This window comes from Streptomyces sp. NPDC057137 (genome assembly GCF_042670825.1).
Taxonomy (GTDB): Bacteria; Actinomycetota; Actinomycetes; order Streptomycetales; family Streptomycetaceae; genus Streptomyces.
The window spans coordinates 71,138-91,282 of the sequence record NZ_JBHUUW010000010.1; the positions used below are offsets into that span (position 1 = coordinate 71,138).

Genomic DNA, 20,145 nt, shown 5'->3' on the forward strand with positions numbered 1-20,145 from the left:
TGGCGCCGGGCGTCACCCCGTTGACGTGTCGAATGATGGCCGACTTCCGCGGCGAAGGGGAGGGCTCGCGTCAGGGAGGGCCCACGTTGGGGCTCACGTCAGGGAGGGCCGGATCATCGTGCCGTCGAAGCTCAGGCGTCGAGCAGCCCCGCCGCCAGTTCCGCCACCCGCACCCGCCACGCCGCCAGCGCGCCGTCCGTGTCGAAGTCGCCCGGCCCGGTCTGGGTGAGTACCAGGCGGGGTCCGTGGCCGGTCCCGGTGCGCAGTTCCCAGCGGACCTCGCCCTCGGGATGCCAGGTGTACGCGAGGAGTTCCGGCGCCCGCACGTCCGTCACCGGGCCCGCCGGGACCTTGTCCGCGGTGAAGCCCGCAGGTACCGGTGAGCCGACCAACGGCTCGACCCCGCGCGTCAGTTGGGCCCAGACCGTCTCGGCGGGCCGTACGAGCTGGCGCTCGAAGCGCACTCGTCGGCCGTCTCCTCGACCCGGCCCCGCGTCAGCTCGCCGAACCGCGCCAGATACGCCTCGTGCAGCGTGCCGCCCGTGTCCCGCTCGACATCGACGGGGCCGCCGGCCAGCAGTTGCCCCAGCGCGGTGACGCAGATCTGCCAGCCGGACGCGAAGCTCGCCGCCCCGAACCGGTCGCCGAAGGTGTGTACGAGGCTGAGCCGTGACCCGCCCTCCCCGTCCGGTGTGATCTCCCAGCGCAGATGGTCCTCGCCCCAGGTGAAGGCGAAGAGTCGCGGCTCGTCGGCGTCCGTCACCTTCCCGGTCATGCCGGGGCCGGGGCCGGGGTCGCCGGGGAAGTGGAAGCCGATCTCGCCGCCCGGCCGCAGGTCCACGCTCACCTCGGAGGGGAACCACCGTGCGAGGTGCGCGGGCTGCGTGATCGCGTCCCAGACCCGCTGCGGCGGATGCGCGAGCCGGCGCTCCATGCGCAGCGCCGTCCGTCCGCCGCTCTCGGGGGAGAGGGACGAGGAGAAGCCGTCGAAGTCGGGCTCGGGCTCGGGGTCGGGGTCAGGGCCAGGAGCAGAGTGCGGGTTCGGGTTCGGAGTCATGAGGAGTCGTCCTCCATCGCGTCGAGATGCCGTTCGAGCGCGTCGAGACTGCCGGTCCACAGATGCCGGTAGTGCGCGAGCCAGGCGTCGAGTTCGGCGAGCGGTTCCGGGTCCAGTTCGTACCAGCGGCGCTGGGCGTCCTGCCGGACCCGTACCAGTCCGGCGTCCCTGAGCACCCGCAGATGCTTGGAGGTTCCGGGCTGGCTCAGGCCGAGCCGGTCGGTCAGCTCTCCGACCAGGTGCGGGCGTTCCAGGAGCAGATCGAGGATTTTGCGCCTGCTCGGCTCCGCGAGCACGTCGAACGGTATGGGCATACCTCGACCATACCCACTCAGTTATATAACCGCAAAGCTATGTAAGAGTCTCGCCTCGCGTCTCACCCTGCGTCCCGCCCTGCGTCCCGCCCCTGCGTTTCGCCTTACTTCTCGTCCCGCGTCCCGCCCCGCGCCGCGAGCCAGTCCATCGCCGACGGACACACGTCGAGCACCGAGATGTGCCCGTCCTCGGGCCGTACCCACAGCTCCGCGTGGGGGAGCGCGGCGAGCATCCACCCGGCGTGCGCGGGTGGTACGACCCGGTCGAGACTGCCCTGCGCGAGCAGTACGGGCGCGGTCACCTCCGCCAGGTCGAAGCCCCACGCGGTGGCGAAGGCGACGTCGTCGTCGATCAGCCCGTCCGTCCCGGCCTGCCCCGCCTTCCCCGCGTCGGCCCCCAGCGACGCCCACTCGCCCGCCAGCGCCGCGAAGTCGGCGGAGGTGAAGCACGCGGGGTCGAACTCGTCCGTCGCCGCGAACAGTTCGCGCGCCTCGCGCCCGTCGGCGGCGGCCCGCAGGCCTCCGGGTGAGGTCATCCCCTCGTACCAGTCGAAGTCCTCCGTGTACGGCGCGATGCCCGCCAGACACACCACACCCGTCACCCGGTCCGGCAGCAGCGCGGCGCACGCCAGCGCGTGCGGCCCACCCCCGGACGCCCCCATCACCGCGAACGACCCGACGCCGAGAGCATCGGCGATCTGGGCCACGTCGTTCGCCGCCGCGGCCACGTTCCGGCCCGGCAGCGGGCTCGAACCCCCATAGCTGGGGCGGCCGTACGACACCAGCCGGATCCCGCGCGCCGCGGCGGCGGTGAGCAGCGGCTCCAGCGGGGCGCCCGTCTGCGGCGAGCCGTGATGCCACACGACGGTCAGCCCGTCCGTGTCGCGAGCCCCGCTGTCGTACGTCCGCAGTGTGCGCCCGTCGCTCAGCTTCACATCCTGTTCGATGACCATCGCCTCAGCGTACGGCGCGCCGGCCCGCCCGGTTCAGCAGATCCCGTCCCCCGGCTTGGGGTTGCCCAGCGCGAACAGCGGGCGCAGCCGTATCCCCGCCCATGTCCCGAGCAGCGCGGTCGCGCCCCAGATCCAGCCGTGCAGGCTGCCCGACGCGATGCCCGCGAGGTACGCGCCGATGTTGCAGCCGCCCGCCAGCCGCGCGCCGATCCCCATCAGTACGCCGCCGAGCACGGCGGCCACGGCGGTACGGCCGGGGATGCCCCGGTGCAGCGCCCAGGTCCCGCCCAGCGAGGCGGCGACCGCCGCGCCGATCATGATGCCGATGTCGGTCAGGCTGTTCTTGTCCTTCAGTACGGGCCCCGCGAACATCTCCGCGTTGCCCGGCTGCTGCCAGAACGACCAGTTCGCGGGATTGCCCCCGAGCGCGTCGACGACCCGCGAGCCCCACAGGCTGAACGCACTCGTGACACCCCAAGGCCCACCGGACACCAGCAGCACTCCGGCGCCGAGCACGGCCAGCGCCAGCGCGCCGGCGACCAGCGGCCACGAGCCGCGCAGCACGCGGGCCGCGCCCTTGGCACTGGGCGGGGTGCTGATCGGCGGCGGGTTACGGCGTGCCTGTACGCGGCGGCTCACCAGCACGATGAGTGCCAGTACGGCGATGGTCACCGCCCAGGAACCGAACCAGCCGACGTGGTCGGACAGCAGGACCGGGTCGAGCGCGGGCAGGTCCTTCCAGAGGTCGAACTGCCAGGCGGCGACGGTCGATCCGACGATGAAGCCGCCGAGTGTCAGCACGATGGACGACTGCCCGGACCCGACTGCGAACAGCGTGCCGGACGCACACGCGCCGCCGAGCTGCATACCGACGGCGAAGACGAACGCCCCGACGAGCAGCCCGACTCCGAGCGGCCCCGCCGACGGCGCGGGCACGGAGCCGAACAGTCCCGTGCCGCTGCCGATGATCAGCGCGAAGAGAGTGGCGGTGGTGCCGAGGAGCAGGGCGTGGGCGCGTAGCCCCTGCCCGTTGCCGACCGCCACCAACTGCCGCCAGGCGGAGGTGAATCCGAACCGCGAGTGGAAGAGCGCGACACCGAGCCCGAGCCCGAGGAGTAGGAGCGAGCCGGGCTTGCCGCCGTGCGTCGACCACACGTACGCGGTCAGCGCGACGGCCAGCAGCACGGATATGACGAGCGGTACACGCCGTACCGGAGGCGCCGGTTCTGCCTCGGGGGCGGGGGCGGGGGTGGAGGTCGGGGAGGGGACGAGCAGCGCGGCGGGGATTGTCCGGCGCGGGGGAGCGGTGGTGGTCACGACTGTTCTCCGAAGTCGGTGGTCGGTGGTCGCTGATCGGCGGGCGGTACTCGCCGGTCGGTGATCAGGGGGCGCTGATCGGGGGTGCTGATCAGCAGCGGGGCGCGGGGTCTCGACTCACGGACAACAGAGGTTGTCGTCGACGCACCACACCGAGTTCGCGAAGCACGCGAGACAGAGGAGGCGGGCGGGTGCGGACATGGCGGCGAGAATAGTGCCCATATTCGATTCAACGCACATGTATCTCACGGGCCGGACACCGGACACCTGAGACTGAGCGCTTCATCTGGCGGATGAGCGCTTGAGTTGGCGGGGCTGAGCATTTCAGTTGGCGGGTATCCGTCCGTCCGCCACGTCGCTTCGTCGCAGGTAAGCAGCTGCGGCGAAGGCCGCCCAGTCGTGGGCGGCCGATGTGATCCTTCCCGCGTTTGGGGGCGAGGTTCGGCCCCAACTCGCGCTTCTGGTCCGGCGGATGGGGGTCGGTGGGAGGTAACTGCCTTTACTCGCACATTACTTGCGCCTAGCGTCCTGTTCTCGTGACGTGCATTCGCACATGTGTCGCATTTCTCTGAAGGGAAGGAGACGCGCTTCCGTGTCTTTATACAGACCGCAAGTGCGACGGCGCCGGGCGCGCCTCGCGGCCGGGGCCGCTCTGCTCATGGTCGCCCAAGCCGTGCTCATAGCCGGGGCCTCGGTGCCGACCAGCGCGGCGCCCCCGACAGAACCCGGCGCCCCGAAGGCGGCTCAGCAGCCGTCCGAGGGCGAGATCCGCGCGTCGGACCTGTCCTGGGCGCAGAAGCACAGCAAGGGGGGTATTCCCTGGGCGCTCGCCGAGGTGGCCAAGTCAGGGAAGAGGGTGCTCGTCCCGGATGAGACCACGCCCACTAACCTCACCTACGCCAACACCGATGGCACGCTGACCTCCGAGTTCACCGCCGGGCCGGAGCGGATGGAGCGCGAGGGCAAGTGGGTCGATGTCGATGCCACCCTGGCGACCACTGCAGATGGCGGTGTGCGGGCCAAGGCGCATCCCGCGGGCCTGACCCTTGCCGCCGGTGGCGGGACCCCGGCCAAGTCTCTGAGGGCCGCGCAGGGCGACACGGGCCGTGACCTGGTCACCCTGGGTACGGGCGATGAGCAGGTGACGTTGCAGTGGAAGGGCGGCCTGCCCAAGCCTGTTCTCGACGGCACCATCGCAACGTACAAGGACGCCGTGCCCGGCGCCGATGTGATCGTCGAAGCCACCCGTACCGGCTTCGAGCAGTTCGTGGAAATCGGCGAGCGGCCCACCGGCGCCTACACCTACACGCTCCCGGTCAAGGCCAAGGGCCTCAAGGCGAAGGCGAACAAGGACGGTTCGGTCACCTTCACCGATGCCGGGACCGGCGCCGAGCGCGCCACGATGCCCGCCCCAGTGATGTGGGACTCGGCCGTCGACGAGCGCTCCGGAGAGCACACCAATCGCGCCCGCGTCGACATGAAGGTCCTCGACAGGGGCGCCGGCCAAGTGGACCTCGTCGTCACCCCGGACGCCGGCTTCCTCGCCGACCCGGACACCAAGTTCCCGGTCACGGTCGACCCTTCGACCTCCGCCCTGTCGAGCACCTTCGACACCTACGTGCAGCAGGGTGAGACGGTCGACTGGTCGAACGACGTCGAACTCGACCTCGGCAACCCCGGCACCACGAACCCCAACGGCACCCCGCGCACCGCGCGTTCCTTCATCACCTGGAACACCACCCCGATCCAGGACGCACTGATCGTCGACACCAACCTGGCGCTGTGGAACTTCCACTCCGGCAACACCGACTGCCTCAGCCAGGAGTGGACCGTCTGGGACACCACCGCGGCATCCACCGCCTCCCGCTGGACCGCCCAGCCCACCTGGAACCAGCAGTACCACTCCTCCACACAGACCAGGGGCAACACCGACTGCGCTGCCACCCAGCCCGACGGGTGGATCAACGCCGACGTCGACGCCCTCGTCCAGTCCTGGGCGTCCGCCAAGGCCACCCGCGGCCACATGGGCCTGCGCGCCGCCACCGACGACACCAAGGCGTGGAAGCGCGTCAACTCCGCCAACAACACGGCCAACCAGCCCAAGCTCAGCGTGACCTACAACTACCGTCCCGGCGACGGAACCGATCAGCAGGCCGGTGCTCCGTTCAAGTCCTATGCCGGTGTGTGGGGGGTCAATACACTCACCCCCACGCTGCGGGACAAGTTCACCGACGCCGACGGCGACAAGGTCAACGGCACCTTCCAGGTGTACGACGCCGCCACGAACACGCCCATCACCACCCCCGCCGGTGAAGGGCTGCTCGTGTCCGACTTCGTCAATCCCGGCGAGTGGGCGACCGTGCAGGTGCCGGCCGGGCAGCTCGTGGACGGCAAGACGTACAAATTCCGCACCAATGCGTACGACGGAACCCACTACAATCTGAATTTCTCACCGTGGCGCGAGTTCGTCGTCGAAACGGCTGCCGCCGGGCAGCCCACCTCGCTCCAGCCGGGCGATTCCTACACAATCACGGATCGTAAGATAATTTCCGACCCGGCCAAGGTGCAGGAAGTCTTCGCCAGGGACGGCAACCTCGAAGCCCTCGGCCTGAAGCCGAACCGCGGCCCCTCCGCCCCGGCGGCCAAGAACACCAGGGCTCCCTGGGAGCGCAGTTACACCACGCCCAGTACGAAGTTCATCGCAGGCAGGAAGCCTGCGGATCAGTATGAATACATCGCCGACGTCGACGAATGCTCCAACGCTGATGACTCGGACAACGCCGCCGGCTACATCAAGAACCGGTTCTCCTACTGCCAGGAGACGCTGACGCTCATGCCGGCCATCAAGTGCGGTCTGTGGCCGCCGGGCTGCTACCTGCAAGGAGAGTTCATCGCGACGAACACCCTGATCGGTAGGGGGAAGATCGGCAGTCTGGACGGCGGTGAATACACTCGCCACTCCGAATTCGATCTGAACATCGACGTCCACTGGTTGGGCGGGGAGTTCACGAAGCCCGGTGCCAAACTGAAGGCGACCTTGCCGTGCGAAGGGTCATGGAACGCCGGAAACGCGGACGCCAAAGAGGCCGAAGCCTGCTATTCCGGACTCTATGAGGAGCGTGAAGACTCTCCCGCTCAGTGGAAAATCAACGGTGACGCGCAATTCGACTTGTGGTCGTCAACGCCACACGTGCCCAGCGTGGAGGGCGGTGAGCAGGTAGCCGTAGGAAAGTTCACACCGACCTTCGAGTTCACCCTCCCCGGCTACGGCCAGTTCATTCCGACGGAGGGCGAAGAGGGAGAGATCCGCTTCGACAGCGCCGCCTACAACCCCTGGGCCAAGGTCGGTTCCGTCTTCCCCGACGCAACGCCTTCTCTCCGGTACGACAAGAGCGACACGAGCCACGCAGGTCCGCCGGTGGCATACACCGGAGTTGAGGCAGTGGCCAGGCATATCGACGAGGCACGCAAGGACCCGGACGCCAGCTACCCGACGAAGACCGGGAAGAACCTGCCTGGCGAGAGCCCGCTGCACCCGCTGCACCGAATCACCGAGTCCGCCGGAGCAGATTCCAAGGCGCGCTACGACGAGAACGAGAGGGTCCGCAAGCTCGACTGCAACGAGAGCACCCCCGGCGCCCCGGCGGCGGGCAAGGACTGCGACGAATACCCGTTCCGCTCATCCGCCGAAGGCGCCGCCCGCTACCTGTACGAAGGCACCGGCGACGAGTACAAGGACGACTTCTCCGTCCGCTACATCGACTCGGCGGAAAACCAGGAAGCAGGCCGCCGCCTGGGCGCCTGGTATCACAGTGACCGGATCCTCGACTGGGAAGCCTTCACCGTCAGCATCGGCGACTGACACTCCGGCAGTGATACTCCGGTAAACCAAAAGCGGGGCCGTCCCCATTCGGGGGCGGCCCTGCGATCCTTTCAACGCGGTTCAAGCGGTGGCGGTCCGCCAGATCTGCACCAGACAGAATTGATCCTCCCCGCCCAGAGCGGCTTCATGGCCGGCGGGCGTGGCCGGCACGTCGGAACAACCCTGGAGAGGAGAGGTGAAAGGCCCCTTGTCCGGGTTGAACACCCACTGCCACCGCATCCGGTACGTGCCCGGCGACGGCAGCACCAGCGGAATCTCCCTGAGCCCGCCGTCGACGGTCTGCAGACCGAGTTCGCCCTCGGGGAGGTCCACCTCGACCTCCTCATGTCCCGCCCACTGACCGGGCGGCAGCGCCGGTGAGGTGGTCCACGACTCCAGACGTATCGCCGTCCTACCCACCTCCGAGGGCACCTGCAGATACACCAGACCCGGGCCTGGAAGCAGCCACTTCGACCTGTCCGCATCGTCGTCGAACGTTTCCGCCCCCATGGTCGTGTCGACCAGTCCCAACAGGCGATAACTCGGGGAGACCGTCGTCTCGAAAACATCCAGCAACCTACTCAATGGGCACCTCTCTCACCGACAGCCGATAACGCGGGCCCATTGTGCCCCACTGATCATTCGAGGATGAGGTGGTGGAGGGCTCGGCTGTGAGGTCGGGCGGCTACCTCTTCGGACTGCTCGATCGAGTGGGTTGGCGGCCAACCCCATCTCCTCGACCGTGGATCGGGCTCCGATGCTGTCCACCCACCAACAAGTTCTCGCTTGGCCAACTCGGATGCCCACCCGCCAGTTGGAGCGCTCATTCTCAACACCTGAGACTGAGCGGTCGAGTCCGGCTGTTCGACGCGGCGTTGCGCGACTTCGACGCCTTGGGTTCCGGTCTTGCACGGTCTGGTGGAAGGCAGTTGGCGGACGGAGACTTGGGGGATGAACGCATCAGGGGCGGGCGAGGGGGGCGGGTCGGATCGTCGGACTGCCGGGAGGCCGGCCGGGCGGGCGCGGGGTGGACAGGCCAGTATCGACTGGGACCGCTGGTACCCCGAGCGGCCGGGCTACGACGAGTGGGCCCGCCAGTGGGTCCAGGAGATGCTTGACGAGGGCCGGATCGAGGAGCTGCGGTCGGCGGCCCGCACCGGCACTTCGCAGGCCCGCGTACGGCTGATGGAGCTCTACGCCGAGCAGGGCGATATCGAGGAGGTACGGGCACTTGTCCGCACCGAGAACAAGAACAGGAAGCTGGAACTCCTGCTGACCGACACACTGACCGACGCACTGGCCGGCACCACGGCCGGGCAGGACGGCCTGGAAGCGGCCGTCGCCGTGATGAAGGTGCGCCTGGACACGCTTGAGAAGGACGCCCGTGAGGAGCTGATCGAATTGCTCCGCGCACAGGACCGGATCGAGGAAACCATCGCCTTCCTCCAGGCGCGCCCACAGGAGACCGATTACATCGGATGGCACCTGCTGGCCCATCTGCTTCTCCTCCAGGGCCGTATCGAGGACGTGCGGACGATGGCGGCCGACAGCACGCGTCGCTACGCCCGCGACCTGGTGACGGGCGTATTCGTCGAGAAGGGCCGGATCGAGGAGCTGCGGGCACTCGGCGCTCATGGATTCGAGTTGTCCCGCGCGCTGGTCGTGCTGGGGCGCGTCGATGACGCAATCGTCGTGATGCAGGAATGCCTCGACGCCAACGAGCCGCACGCCTACGACTTCCTGATCAAACTGCTGGTGAAGTACGGGCGCGTCGATCAGGCCCTGGCCACCCTGGAGTCCGCGTCGCGCAACCCGTATGACGCGACCTCCACGGCCTCTGTCGAGGTGGCGCGGCTCCTGGACGAACACGGCCGCGCCGAGGACGCGATCAGAATCCTGCGGACCCGCGGCAGCGGCGCAGACGAGGAGCTTGCCGCGCTGCTGGCCGCGCAGGGCCGAATCGACGAAGCCGTCCGGGTCTTCGACCGCGCCATGGCCGACCACGATCGCCGCTTCGTCATCGGCAAATTGGCCGGCGCCCAGGCCGACCTGCTCATTGAATACGGCCGGATCGACGAGCTCCGCACCCGCGCCGAAACGGGACACCGCGAGTACGGCATCCGGCTGGCGGCGTATCTGGCGGAGCCCGACCGGACCAGCTGAACGCATGGCCGGCCGCCGAGGCGCTCGGCGGCCGTGACCCCTTGGCCTCGCCACGGGCCGGCCAATCCGCGCGCAGTACCGTCACCGGAAAGCGATCTCGGCCCGCGCGGAAGGCATGAACGGGCCTCGGCGCACGGCGACAAGCGCACGGAACGAGGTGTCGAGGCGTGACTGGGGTGGGCGAACGGCTGGAGCGGCAGAACGCCGCCGGCGATCCGTGGACCGGAGTGAACACGGACGCCCTGGCGCGAGCGACCCGAGAGCAGTCGGAACGGGCCGTACGCGGCGTGGCGGACATGGAGACGTACCTGGCGGCCCAGGTGTCCGACACCTCTCACCGTGAGGTCGTGGGCCCGCTGCTGGACGGCGGAGCCCCGAGCGGTGTCGCCCTGCGTCGCGGTGCGGTCATCGCCTCCTGGGGTGATCCGGCCCGCGTGGAGATGGCCTTCAGCGCGACCAAGAGCGTCCTGGCGCTGACCGCCGGACCGGCGTACGACGACGGACTGCTGCGACTCGACGAGCCGGTGCACCGCTCCGTGGACCTGCCGCAGTTCGCCGACTCCTACGGACGGGCCATCACCTGGCGGCACCTCCTGGACCAGACCAGCCGGTGGGAGGGCGAACTCTGGTCCAAACCCACCTCGGTCGACGCGCAGAGCACCCGGGAGGGCACCGAGTCGCCGGGCGGCGCGCCCGGCGAGGGCTGGGCGTACAACGACGTACGCGTGAACCTGGCCGCCCTGGCACTCACGGTGCTCCTCGGGGGCGCGCACTGGGGCGGCGGACTGTGGATCAACGCCCTCGACCTGGCCCGCATCGGCCAGCTCTGTCTGCGGGGCGGGAGTTGGGAAGGACGCCGGGTGGTCTCCCGGCGCTGGATCGAGGAACTGTGGACGCCCTGCCGGGTAAAGCCGAACTACGGCCTGTCCTGGTGGCTCAACGACGACCGCACCGTATGGCCCGACGACCCCTCGACCGGACGCTGCGCCCGGGGCAACGGCGGCGCCCACCTGCTCTGGGTCGACCCGGCCCGGGACCTGGTGATCAGCTCACGCTGGGGCGCCCGGCCCGAGGCACTGCTCCAAGCGGTGTCGGCGGCCGTGACGCCGAACGCCGGGTCGGCCGGGGGCTGAGGCGGGCCGACGGGCTACGGCCGGCGGGAGTCGCCGTCCCAGCAGTCCTAGGGGGTTACGGTCGGGGGAAGGTGCATGACCTGGTTCAGCCCGCCGTCGACCGTGATGGCCGCGCCGTTGACGTAGCTGGCTTCGGGGCTTGCCAGAAAGGCTACGACGGAGGCGATTTCCTCGGGTGTGCCCGTGCGGCGCATGGGCACGTGGGCCGAGTACGCGTCGAGGACGCCCGGGAAGTCAGCCAAGGCACCCGTCATGCCGGTCGGATAGATGACCCCGGGGTGCACCGTGTTCGAGCGGATACCATCCGCGCCGTATTCGATCGCGATGCTGGCGCTCAGGCTTTCCGCGGCGCTTTTGGCGGCACCGTAAGCGGGCTGGCCGTAGTTGTTGCGCAGCGCGTTGGACGAGCCGATGTTGACGATGTTGCCCTTGCTCTTCTTCAGGTGCGGGACAGCGGCCTTGGCAGCGTAGAAGATCGCGCTCGCGTTGACGGCGATGATGTCCTGCCAGGTCTGCGCATCCAGCCCTGCGAGCAGGCCGATGTCGCTGGCGCCCGCGCAGTTCACGAGGATGTCCAAGCGGTCGAACTCCGCGACGGTCCCGTCCACCAACTCGACAACAGCCGTCTCATCGCGGACGTCGACTGTTCGCTGGACGATCGTGCTGCCCTCAGGCGCCTGCTTGACGGTTCGGCTCAGCTTCTCCCCGTCGCGCCCGGCGATGACGACGGTCGCACCTTCCTCGGCGAATCGCAGAGCGATAGCGGCCCCCATACCGGACCCGCCCCCGGTGACCAGGGCGACGCGGCCGGAAAACCGATTGGATTCCATACTTGTATCTCCTTTGAGCATCTTCCACGTGGGACGTTGAGCCGACTACCGGCGCTCATCCCCGGAACGGTGATCGCCACTGGCGTCCGGGTTGTCAGGCGCGGTCGTGGAGGGTGATCTGGTAGCCGTCGGGGTCGGCGAAGGTGAATGTCCGGCCGAAGGGGCCGTCGATCGGTGCGGAGACGATGGTGTGACCGTCGGCGGCGAGAGCGTCGTGGATGGCCTGGACGTCGAAGGCGTGGAGCCAGATCGCGGCACCGATGCCGGGCTGGGCGACGGACGCGAGATCGGTGCCGGGAACGACGTCGCGGAGTGCGAACGCGATCGGCTTCGTCTCGAAGACGACGGCGTGCGGGGGTCCGGCCTGCGAGCGGACGAGGCCGAGGTACTGCTCGTAGAACGCCTGCGAAGCGTCGAGGTCGCGGGCCTGGAGCGAGATGAAGTCGGGGCCGGTGGCGGGCATGATGATGCTCCTTCTCTTCGTGTCAGATTCCTGACACAGACCAACGTATGTCAGAATACTGACATGAGTCAAAACGACACCGGCGTCGACCTGGACATATCACTGGGCTACCTGCTGAAACAGGCTTCGAGCGCCCTGCGCGCAGCCATGGAGGAGGTGCTACGGCCACTCGGGATGACCGTGACGCACTACTCCTGCCTCGAGCTGCTGGCCCAACGGCCGGGCCTGTCGAACTCCGAGCTCGCGCGGGGCGCGTTCGTGACACGGCAGTCGATGAACGTGCTGCTCCAGAACCTGGAACGGGACGGATACGTGACCAGGCCCGCGGAGGCACCCGTCGGGAAGGTCCTTCCCACGCGGCTCACACCTCGCGGCCGACGGAGCCTGGAGAAAGCGTCCGCGGCGGTCCGGTCCGTCGAGGTCAGAATGCTGGGAGGCATGACCGAGACCGAGCAGTCAGGCGCGTTCCGGATCCTGCAGAGCATGATCCAATCCCTGCGCGACGGCAACGACAGCACATAGCCCGCCCCTCGGCGCCCGCCTCGCCGCGCCCGGACAGGAGTGCGGCCGAGCGTGGAAATCCGTGCCGACGACCTCGAAAGCCGACATCACCCGACTACGCCCTCTTCTGCGATGAGCCCTCTTGGCTCCCAGAATTCGCCCAGCCGCCACCAGGAATACCGCTTCGGCACAGAAAGGCTCGTGCGGTACAAGGGTGCGGCGCAGTCGCTTCAGGGCTTTGACTGGCTTTGACGGTGCTGCGCGAATTACCGCTGTGGCCACAGGGGTTGTTGTGGCAGGGGCTGCGGCCACCTGTACCTGTCGCACGTAACGGAGTTCTCTCGCAGGTTCGCAGGTAGAGGCCGCCGAGGGCTGTTGTGGCACGTCGCGTACGAGCGCTGCCCTGCAGACAAACCGCCTCAATGTGCTGTGTGTCCAGATCGTGACAGGTGAAGCTCGCATTCATTATTCGTTTATCGCCGCCCAGGTATGTGCTGGCTACTGTCTGCTCTGCACAGCGCCCGCACGAATTCTCCATCACTCAACTCCACACTCACTCAAGGGAGTTTCATGTACTCACGTGTCAAGTACGGAGTCCTCGCGGCGGCGGCATTACTGGTGCTGCCGCTCGCCGCCCATCAGGCCTCGGCCGGCGAGTCCGGTGCCTACTCCGACAGCCGGATGGCCGCCATGACTCCCGAGGAGCAGGCGAAGATCCTCACCCCCCTCAGACAGGCGGCCCAGTCCGCGACCGCGGTCGGCCGTGAGCAGAGACAGGACGTCTTCACCGGCGCCGAGATAGCCCCCGGATACCAGGGCGTCAACGTGTACCTCACGGACCCGGCGGAAAAGGAATCGTTCCTTCAGGAGATGCGGCGAAGCGCCATAAAGCCCGGCTCGGCCCGCATCACCTTCAAGCAGGGGCTCCACACCCGCACCGAACTGCACAAAACGATCAAGTCTCTGCACAGCCAGACCTTGAAGCAGTCCTTCAGCATCGTCGGAGCCTCGGCGGCGGTGGACGGCAGCGGGATCACCGTACTCGCCGACGATCTCGGCGCCGCGGACACGTACTTCGGCGCCCGCAGGTCCGCCATCCCCGTAGAAGTGAAGCAGGGCTCCGCCGTCAAGCCCATGAGCAGAGAGGACGACTCCGCCCCGTACTACGCCGGAGCCGCCCTCAACGGATCGATCGGCGGACCGTCCTACTGCACCAGCGGGATTCCGGCGGTCAGTACGTGGGACGGCCGCCAGTGGCTGGTCACCGCCGGCCACTGCTACAACGTCAACGACGTCGTACGCACCAACGGCGGCAGAGTCGTGGGTTCGGTCTGGGCCAAGCTGCCCGAGTGGGACGCGGCGTTCATCGAAGCCCCGACCAACCGCAGGACCTGGGACGGCTACGACGCCACCGGCTACAGCCGCTACCTCAACGGCGTAGGCAGCACCGTCAACAACGACTGGACCTGCCAACTCGGCTACAACACCAAGGTCATGTGCAACCTGAAGGTGATCAACCACGAGCAGTTCTACACCCTCAGCGGGACGACCACCCAGATCAAGGGCGTCTACGCCCTCCAGCAGGACGGCGTGGACGCCGTCACACCGGGCGACAGCGGAGGCCCGGTGGTCACCATCAACAACCCCGATTCCCGGCAGATGAACGGCATCGTCAGCGCCGCGTCCTTCACCGACATACGAGCCATCTACTGGGTCGACGCGGTGGACATCTTCAACGCCTTCGCCATCAAGCTCAACCCGAGCTGACAGCCGGTCCGGCACCCGGTCCGACCCCCGGCGTACGCCTCGCCGTCCGCCGACTCGCAGACGTACGAGGGCGGGCCCGTCCTCGTACGTCTCGCGGCTCCTCCACGGCCTGGCCGGGAGTCAGGAGGACATCGCGGCACGGTCCGATTCGCTGCGCAGCACACAGAACTCGTTGCCTTCGGGATCGGCGAGGACGGCCCACCCCGCACCGTCAGCCTCCCGCAGGTCGGCGACCAAGGTGGCGCCCAGGCCCAGCAGCCGATCGACCTCCTCCTCACGGGAGGTCTCCGGACGCAGACACAGATGGATCCTGTTCTTGACGCTTTTCGATTCCGGCACCTGATTGAAGTACAGGATCGGACCGGTCGGCAGCATCACCGCGGTCTCCTCGGCGCCCGGCCCGTCCTCCGGATGGAGCGGACTGCCGGTCACCTCGCTCCAGAAGCGCGCCAGCGCATAGGCATCCGCACAATCGATCGCCACGTTCTGCAACACCGAGACCATGCGGCCCAGCCTGCCCGAGCACCCGCCCGCCCGCCAACCGATTCCCCCGGCCACGACCGCACAGTCACCGCCCCGGCCCACGGCGTGGGCGCAGCGACAGCCACCGCAGCGAGGCGAGGCCGAGCGCCGTCATCGCGTGCTCCAGCCTCGGATCCGTACGGGGGGCCGAGGCATCCATCGAACACGCCGCAGCCAGCAGAAACCCCGCCTGCGCCGAGATGAGCACATCCACCGCCACCGGATCGACACCCCGCAGGAGCGGATGCCGGGCGGCGTACGGCTCCGGGTCGATCCCGTCGAGCGCCACACTCCCGAGCAGCATCACCACATCCGCGTACGCGGGCCCCGTCCACGCGTGCGGCCAGTCCACGACCACGACGCGCTCGTCGGTGAGCAGGACGTTGAACGGATACAGATCCCCGTGCGCCAACGTCTCCCCGACGATCGCCTCCGGCAGCCGCGCCTCAAGCGCGAGATGCCGGTCCAACTCGCGCGCGGCACGCGGCGCGACCACGGCCAGCCTGGCGAGCGACCGGGGACTGTCCACCAGCCGCCCCCAACCGCCCAACCGGGGCGACGTGGCAGCGGAGTTGAGGCGCGGCGCCGGCGTCAGCCGCTCCGAAAGATCCGTCATCGCGTCCAGCACCCGCACCAACTCGCCCTCGCGCCATGGCTGTACGGGCAGAGCCCCGTCCACGTCCTCGAAGACGAGCGCCACCCAGCCGTTCGCGTCGTACGCCCCCAGAAGCCTCGGTACGGGAGCCCCGGGCGGCAGCCCGCCGTTCACCTCGACCTCACGCCGATGGTGCGCCGCGACGCCCGGCGCGGCGGCGGCGTCCACCGCCTTGGCGAACGCCCGTCGCCCATCGGCCAGTCGCAGCCGCGCCGCGAGCCCGTCGGAGAACCCGCCCTTCTGACTCGTGGCCCCCGCCACCGTCCCCCCGAGCACGTCCTCGATGCCCGTCCGTACGGACGACGGGAGTTCGTTCCACGGCCGTCGCCGGCTGCCGGTGAACGCGTCGTTGTCGGTCGTCATGTCTCTCCAGAGATCGAAAAGGAGCCGAGGCGGGAATTCCGTTTACCTGCCCGAAATTAAACTCGTGAAGTCGTGCAACCCTCGGGGAAGATCGCGTGTCTGCCTATGTGTTCGGATGAAATTCCAGCAGACAGCATCGGGCCCAATAGCCGAGCGGTAGCCGCCTTTGGCGGGCCCGTGGGTTTACTGCGCCCTTGTGCTCGGAGAAAGGTGTTCCTATGCGCTACACCAAGCGTGCGGTCGTGGCCACGGCCTGCGCATTCGCTCTGATCCCGGCGAGCGCGGCGTTCGCGGGCGACGGCCCGGCACCGGCCCCGTCGAAGTCCTCGAAGGCGCCCAAGTCGACCGCACCGACCGAGGCGGGAAACCCGTCGAGCGCGAAAGCGCGAGTGGCGGGAGTCTGTGCCGACGCGTACCAGGTCGGAAAGACAGCGTACATCGACAGGGCCGGCGCGCACGTCGCCTCGGTCAAGCAGTTCTACTCGAAGACGTGCAACGAGAATTACGGATATCTCTGGGTCTGGGATTCATTCCGTAAGACCAACAAGGATTACGACGTGAGCGTCGCCGTCTACAGCTACAGCCAGGACGACTTCTTCGGCGGGGTGGCGTGGACCGACCACAACGGCCAGGAGTTCTGGTCGGAGGGCGCGAACACGGTGAAGGACTGCACGTCGGCGGTCGGCGCCCTCCGCAGGGCGGGCGACCCGCTCGGGGGCGAGGCGGCCAGCGAGAAGGTGTGCTGACGCGGGACTGACGCGGGTGGGGTGGTCCGAGGGAACTCGGGCCACCCCGTCAGCGTGTCAGCGTTTCAGCGCGCTGCGAGGTGGGTGGTGAAGGCGGCCCAGGCGGCGGGGGTGAGGGTGAGCCGGCCGATGTGGGGGTCTTTGGAGTCCCGTACGAGGACGGTGTCTTCGCCTGCGGCGACCTCGACGCAGTTGTCGCCGGAGCTACCGCTGTAGGTGCTCTTCGACCAGGCGACTTCGATGCAGTTGTCGCCGCCGCTGCCGCTGTAGCTGCTCTTGAACCAGTTCAGTTCAGTGGTGCTCATTACGCTCCTCGCATCTGCTCCAGCAGGCTCGCGGTGGCCTGACAGCTCAGAGCCTGTGACCGCATCTTGCCATAGCGCTGGAGCATGGAACTCGCCAGTTTCGGACTCGTCAGCAGGGTGCTGCTGTCGTGTCCTTCGAAGTAGCCGATCCACTGGTGATCGGGTGTCTCGGCCAGGTACATCTGACCGTCTGAGCCGATGTGATCCTCCTGGCGCAGCGCCACGAGCTGGATCTCGATGTTGCGTTGTGCGCCCGCTTCCAGCAGTCGATCGACGACCGCTCTGGTCACGTGTTGTCCCCCCAATCCCCTTTCCAGGAGCGCCTGTTCGATGATGAAACTGAATGAGGTGTTGGGTCGCTCCGTCAGTAGTCGTTGACGCTCCAGCCGAGCGGCTACCTTCTGTTCAAGCTCGTCCTCAGCCAACGGCGGCAGCCTCCGCTCGAAGATCGCCCTGAGATAGGACTCCGGCTGCAACAACCCCGGAATCGCCCGGCACTCGTACGCGTACAACGAGATCGCCGTCTCCTCGATCAGCGCCCACTTGCGGAACCACGACGCCAGCCCCGCCCCCTTCGTGAGACTCCTCGCCCCCGCCGTCAGCACCCTCTCCGCGACCGGACCCAGCACCGCCCCCGCTCGCCCCGGCAGATCCTTCGGCGGGAACCGCTTCCCCTGCTCGATCTTGGCGATGTAGTGCACCGAGTACTGAACGCGTGGTGCGAACTCCTCCTGCGTGAGGCCCGCTTCCTCCCGCAGGGCCTTCAAGACCGCCCCAAAGGTCTTGAGACTGTCCGACGTCTCGGGTTCACTGCTCGTACTGCCGCCGCCACCACTGCCGTCCGCCGTCATCCCGTTCGCCTCTCCGTGGCCCTGCTCCGCTCGATGCGTAACCCGCACAACTGGTTAATCATCACTGGTAGTTACTCACCCAGTCCAGAGGGTGAACCAGTACAACGGCCAGGTGTACTGGCGTTGGCCCTGGTGACGCCCACAATCCGGCCCGGACGCTGGGCATATACCATCCCCTCAGGCCCAAGCGGCCGTCACCGTACGTGTGTTCACTCAGCGGTTCTCCGCCACCCGGCGCGGCGCGCGGCTCGCGCGGATGCTCGCCACTCAGCAGCTCGACGCGTGGGGCATTCCGTACGGCTCCGAGCCGTCCGACGGGGCCGCCCTCGTGGTCGCCGAGCTGGCCGCGAATGCTGTGCTCCACGGCCGGGTTCCGGGGCGGGACTTCGCGTTGCGGCTCGCGTACAACACCGGCAAGAACCTCGTACGGATCGAGGTGACCGACACCCACAACGCGATGCCCGCGCGTGCGCCGCGCGGCGCTGCCGCCGATGGCGAGACGGGCCGCGGGTTGGTGCTGGTGGACGCGATCGCCGTGCGGTGGGGGATCAGCGGGCGGTCGGGGCCGGGCAAGACCGTGTGGGCGTACGTGTCGACTTCACGCGAAGGGGTCTGAGGGCCGGCGTCAGTGCTGGTAGCGCAGACCGTCCAGCAGGAGATCGAGTGCGCGGCCCGCCTGCTCGCGCATGCCCGGCTCGCCCGCCGCGAGGCCGACGCCGCTGACGGCGATCAGGACGTCGTCGGCGTCGGCATCCTTACGGAAGACGCCGTCCGCCGCCCCGGCGTCGAGCAGCAGCTTGATCGCGGAGCCGAGCAGGTCGCGGCTCTGCGCGTAGGGGTTTCTGCCCGAGGCGATGACCGCGCGGAGTGCGTCGGCCATGCCGTACTTGGCGATCATGAAGTCTATGTAGCGGTCCATCCATGCCCGTGTCGCCCCGGCGGGGGCCAGTTCGGCGAGGAGCGCGGGCGCGGCGTCGCAGACGGCGGCCAGTTCGTTGCGGTAGACCGCCTCGACCAGGGCCTCGCGGGTGGGGAAGTGGCGGTAGAGCGTACCGATGCCGACCCCGGCGGCCTTGGCGATGGCGTCGAGGGTCGCGCTCCCGCCGGTTCCGTCGCCGTCGCCCTCGGAGAGCAGCCGCATCGCGGCGGCGAGGACGAGGTCGCGATTGCGCCGGGCGTCCGCGCGCAGCGGTCGGTCGCCGTTCGTTGCCACGCGCTCCTCCGTCCCTGGTGCTGGTCGTCGTCTTCGTGCTCCCGGCCAGAACGTAGCCCACGGCTGGACGTGCTTGCTAAACGGAGCCTCCTCCGATTAGCGTGGAGGCTGAGCGGAGGATCCTCCGTTTAAGTGTACGGCGGGGCCCGGCCCCGCCTCCTACGGAGCCGTACAGAAGAGGACCGTCATGAGCAGTCACGACCGGATCACCACCCCGTTCACCCGTGAATCCACCGCCGCCGAGGTCATCGACGGCATCGACCTGACCGGCAGGCGTGCAGTCGTCACCGGCGGCGCCTCCGGCATCGGCGTCGAGACCGCCCGCGCGCTGGCGTCGGCGGGGGCGGAGGTCACGCTCGCCGTACGCGACGTCGAGGCCGGGAAGCGTACGGCCGCCGACATCACCGCCACGACCGGCAACTCCCACATCTCGGTCGCCCCGATCGAACTGGCCGACCGCGCGTCGGTCGCGGCGTTCGTCGCGGCCTGGCAGGGGCCGCTGCACATCCTGGTCAACAACGCGGGTGTCATGGCGGAGCCGCTGAACCGTACGCAGGAGGGCTGGGAGCACCAGTTCGCCACGAACCACGTCGGTCACTTCGGGCTGGCGCTCGGCCTGCACGACGCGCTGGCCGAGGCGGGCAACGCCCGCGTCGTATCGGTGAGTTCGAGCGCGCACCTGCGCTCGCCCGTCGTCTTCGACGACATCCACTTCGAGAACAGGGAGTACGAGCCGTGGGCGGCGTACGGCCAGTCCAAGACGGCCAACGTCCTGTTCGCCGTCGAGGCGACCAAGCGGTGGGCCGCTGACGGGATCACCGCCAACGCGCTGATGCCGGGCGGCATCCGCACGAATCTGCAGCGCCACCAGAATGCGAACCCCGAGTTCCAGAAACTGATCGAGGGCGCCGCCTGGAAGACCACCGAGCAGGGCGCGGCCACCTCGATCCTGGTCGCCGTCTCACCGCTGCTGGAGGGCATCGGCGGCCGGTACTTCGAAGACGCCACGGAAGCCGGACCGAACGTGCCGCCGGCCGGCACCGGCGTCGCCGACTACGCGCTCGACCCCGAGGCGGCGGCCCGGCTGTGGGACGTGTCGCTGGAAATGCTCGCCCGCTGACCCGACCGCG

21 protein-coding genes are annotated in these 20,145 nt (G+C 68.5%); 8 read left to right on the plus strand and 13 right to left on the minus strand.

The genetic code is table 11. The features are described 5' to 3' along the window. Positions 1-131 precede the first annotated feature (131 nt). From ACFT9I_RS11335 to ACFT9I_RS11355, 5 genes are all read right to left on the minus strand, one after another. A complete protein-coding gene (locus ACFT9I_RS11335; protein ID WP_382563017.1) occupies positions 132-464 on the minus strand; it encodes a hypothetical protein in 333 nt (110 codons plus the stop codon). Next, on the minus strand, positions 410-1,057 hold the full coding sequence (locus ACFT9I_RS11340) for an SRPBCC family protein (RefSeq protein WP_382563019.1): 648 nt from the start codon (positions 1,055-1,057) through the stop codon (positions 410-412). Before ACFT9I_RS11340 ends, ACFT9I_RS11335 begins: the two co-directional genes overlap by 55 nt. Further along, positions 1,054-1,371, minus strand: a complete 318-nt coding sequence (locus ACFT9I_RS11345; protein WP_363241460.1) for a metalloregulator ArsR/SmtB family transcription factor — start codon at positions 1,369-1,371, stop codon at positions 1,054-1,056. The genes ACFT9I_RS11340 and ACFT9I_RS11345 overlap by 4 nt, the downstream gene beginning before the upstream one ends. A 104-nt stretch (positions 1,372-1,475) precedes the next feature. Further along, complete coding sequence (locus ACFT9I_RS11350) at positions 1,476-2,324, minus strand: alpha/beta fold hydrolase (RefSeq protein WP_382563021.1); 849 nt, start codon at positions 2,322-2,324, stop codon at positions 1,476-1,478. A gap of 33 nt (positions 2,325-2,357) precedes the next feature. Continuing rightward, positions 2,358-3,641, minus strand: a complete 1,284-nt coding sequence (locus ACFT9I_RS11355) for a YeeE/YedE family protein (RefSeq protein WP_382563023.1) — start codon at positions 3,639-3,641, stop codon at positions 2,358-2,360. A 658-nt stretch (positions 3,642-4,299) separates the two neighbouring features. Here ACFT9I_RS11355 and ACFT9I_RS11360 point away from each other — a divergent pair. Continuing rightward, a complete protein-coding gene (locus tag ACFT9I_RS11360; RefSeq protein WP_382563025.1) occupies positions 4,300-7,503 on the plus strand; it encodes a DNRLRE domain-containing protein in 3,204 nt (1,067 codons plus the stop codon). An 81-nt stretch (positions 7,504-7,584) separates the two neighbouring features. On the opposite strand, the gene ACFT9I_RS11365 is transcribed toward ACFT9I_RS11360, so the two are convergent. Continuing rightward, on the minus strand, positions 7,585-8,088 hold the full coding sequence (locus ACFT9I_RS11365) for a hypothetical protein (RefSeq protein ID WP_382563027.1): 504 nt from the start codon (positions 8,086-8,088) through the stop codon (positions 7,585-7,587). Positions 8,089-8,454: 366 nt separating this feature from the next. Between ACFT9I_RS11365 and ACFT9I_RS11370 the strand changes: the two genes are divergently transcribed. Both ACFT9I_RS11370 and ACFT9I_RS11375 read left to right on the plus strand, forming a co-directional pair. Continuing rightward, the gene (locus ACFT9I_RS11370; protein WP_382563029.1) at positions 8,455-9,666 is read left to right on the plus strand and encodes a hypothetical protein; all 1,212 of its coding nucleotides are present in this window, start codon (positions 8,455-8,457) and stop codon (positions 9,664-9,666) included. 167 nt (positions 9,667-9,833) lie between these two features. Then, entirely contained in the window at positions 9,834-10,799 is a 966-nt protein-coding gene (locus tag ACFT9I_RS11375) for a serine hydrolase domain-containing protein (protein ID WP_382563031.1), read from the plus strand. A gap of 47 nt (positions 10,800-10,846) precedes the next feature. Here the strand turns inward: ACFT9I_RS11375 and ACFT9I_RS11380 are convergent, their stop codons facing one another. Both ACFT9I_RS11380 and ACFT9I_RS11385 read right to left on the minus strand, forming a co-directional pair. After that, positions 10,847-11,629, minus strand: coding sequence for an SDR family NAD(P)-dependent oxidoreductase (locus ACFT9I_RS11380; RefSeq protein WP_382563033.1), 783 nt, complete (start codon positions 11,627-11,629; stop codon positions 10,847-10,849). A 94-nt stretch (positions 11,630-11,723) separates the two neighbouring features. After that, positions 11,724-12,092 carry a VOC family protein gene (locus tag ACFT9I_RS11385; protein ID WP_382563034.1) on the minus strand — a complete coding sequence of 123 codons (369 nt, stop codon included), beginning with the start codon at positions 12,090-12,092 and terminating at the stop codon, positions 11,724-11,726. A 63-nt stretch (positions 12,093-12,155) separates the two neighbouring features. On the opposite strand from ACFT9I_RS11385, the gene ACFT9I_RS11390 reads away from it, so the two are divergent. Both ACFT9I_RS11390 and ACFT9I_RS11395 read left to right on the plus strand, forming a co-directional pair. Continuing rightward, entirely contained in the window at positions 12,156-12,614 is a 459-nt protein-coding gene (locus ACFT9I_RS11390; protein WP_382563036.1) for a MarR family winged helix-turn-helix transcriptional regulator, read from the plus strand. 549 nt (positions 12,615-13,163) lie between these two features. Further along, positions 13,164-14,360: a hypothetical protein gene (locus tag ACFT9I_RS11395; RefSeq protein WP_382563038.1), complete on the plus strand. Its 1,197-nt coding sequence runs from the start codon at positions 13,164-13,166 to the stop codon at positions 14,358-14,360. A gap of 120 nt (positions 14,361-14,480) precedes the next feature. Here the strand turns inward: ACFT9I_RS11395 and ACFT9I_RS11400 are convergent, their stop codons facing one another. Beyond that, positions 14,481-14,864, minus strand: a complete 384-nt coding sequence (locus ACFT9I_RS11400; RefSeq protein ID WP_382563040.1) for a VOC family protein — start codon at positions 14,862-14,864, stop codon at positions 14,481-14,483. A gap of 64 nt (positions 14,865-14,928) precedes the next feature. Next, the gene (locus tag ACFT9I_RS11405) at positions 14,929-15,900 is read right to left on the minus strand and encodes a phosphotransferase (RefSeq protein ID WP_382563042.1); all 972 of its coding nucleotides are present in this window, start codon (positions 15,898-15,900) and stop codon (positions 14,929-14,931) included. A 218-nt stretch (positions 15,901-16,118) separates the two neighbouring features. Between ACFT9I_RS11405 and ACFT9I_RS11410 the strand changes: the two genes are divergently transcribed. After that, on the plus strand, positions 16,119-16,646 hold the full coding sequence (locus tag ACFT9I_RS11410) for a hypothetical protein (protein ID WP_382563044.1): 528 nt from the start codon (positions 16,119-16,121) through the stop codon (positions 16,644-16,646). 65 nt (positions 16,647-16,711) lie between these two features. Here the strand turns inward: ACFT9I_RS11410 and ACFT9I_RS11415 are convergent, their stop codons facing one another. Then, on the minus strand, positions 16,712-16,951 hold the full coding sequence (locus tag ACFT9I_RS11415; protein WP_382563046.1) for a DUF397 domain-containing protein: 240 nt from the start codon (positions 16,949-16,951) through the stop codon (positions 16,712-16,714). Continuing rightward, a complete protein-coding gene (locus ACFT9I_RS11420; RefSeq protein WP_382563047.1) occupies positions 16,951-17,802 on the minus strand; it encodes a Scr1 family TA system antitoxin-like transcriptional regulator in 852 nt (283 codons plus the stop codon). Before ACFT9I_RS11420 ends, ACFT9I_RS11415 begins: the two co-directional genes overlap by 1 nt. Before the next feature lie 205 nt (positions 17,803-18,007). On the opposite strand from ACFT9I_RS11420, the gene ACFT9I_RS11425 reads away from it, so the two are divergent. Beyond that, a complete protein-coding gene (locus ACFT9I_RS11425) occupies positions 18,008-18,418 on the plus strand; it encodes an ATP-binding protein (RefSeq protein ID WP_382563048.1) in 411 nt (136 codons plus the stop codon). A gap of 9 nt (positions 18,419-18,427) precedes the next feature. On the opposite strand, the gene ACFT9I_RS11430 is transcribed toward ACFT9I_RS11425, so the two are convergent. Continuing rightward, the gene (locus ACFT9I_RS11430) at positions 18,428-19,015 is read right to left on the minus strand and encodes a TetR/AcrR family transcriptional regulator (RefSeq protein WP_382563050.1); all 588 of its coding nucleotides are present in this window, start codon (positions 19,013-19,015) and stop codon (positions 18,428-18,430) included. A gap of 187 nt (positions 19,016-19,202) precedes the next feature. On the opposite strand from ACFT9I_RS11430, the gene ACFT9I_RS11435 reads away from it, so the two are divergent. Then, the gene (locus ACFT9I_RS11435) at positions 19,203-20,135 is read left to right on the plus strand and encodes an SDR family NAD(P)-dependent oxidoreductase (RefSeq protein ID WP_382563052.1); all 933 of its coding nucleotides are present in this window, start codon (positions 19,203-19,205) and stop codon (positions 20,133-20,135) included. Positions 20,136-20,145: the final 10 nt, after the last annotated feature.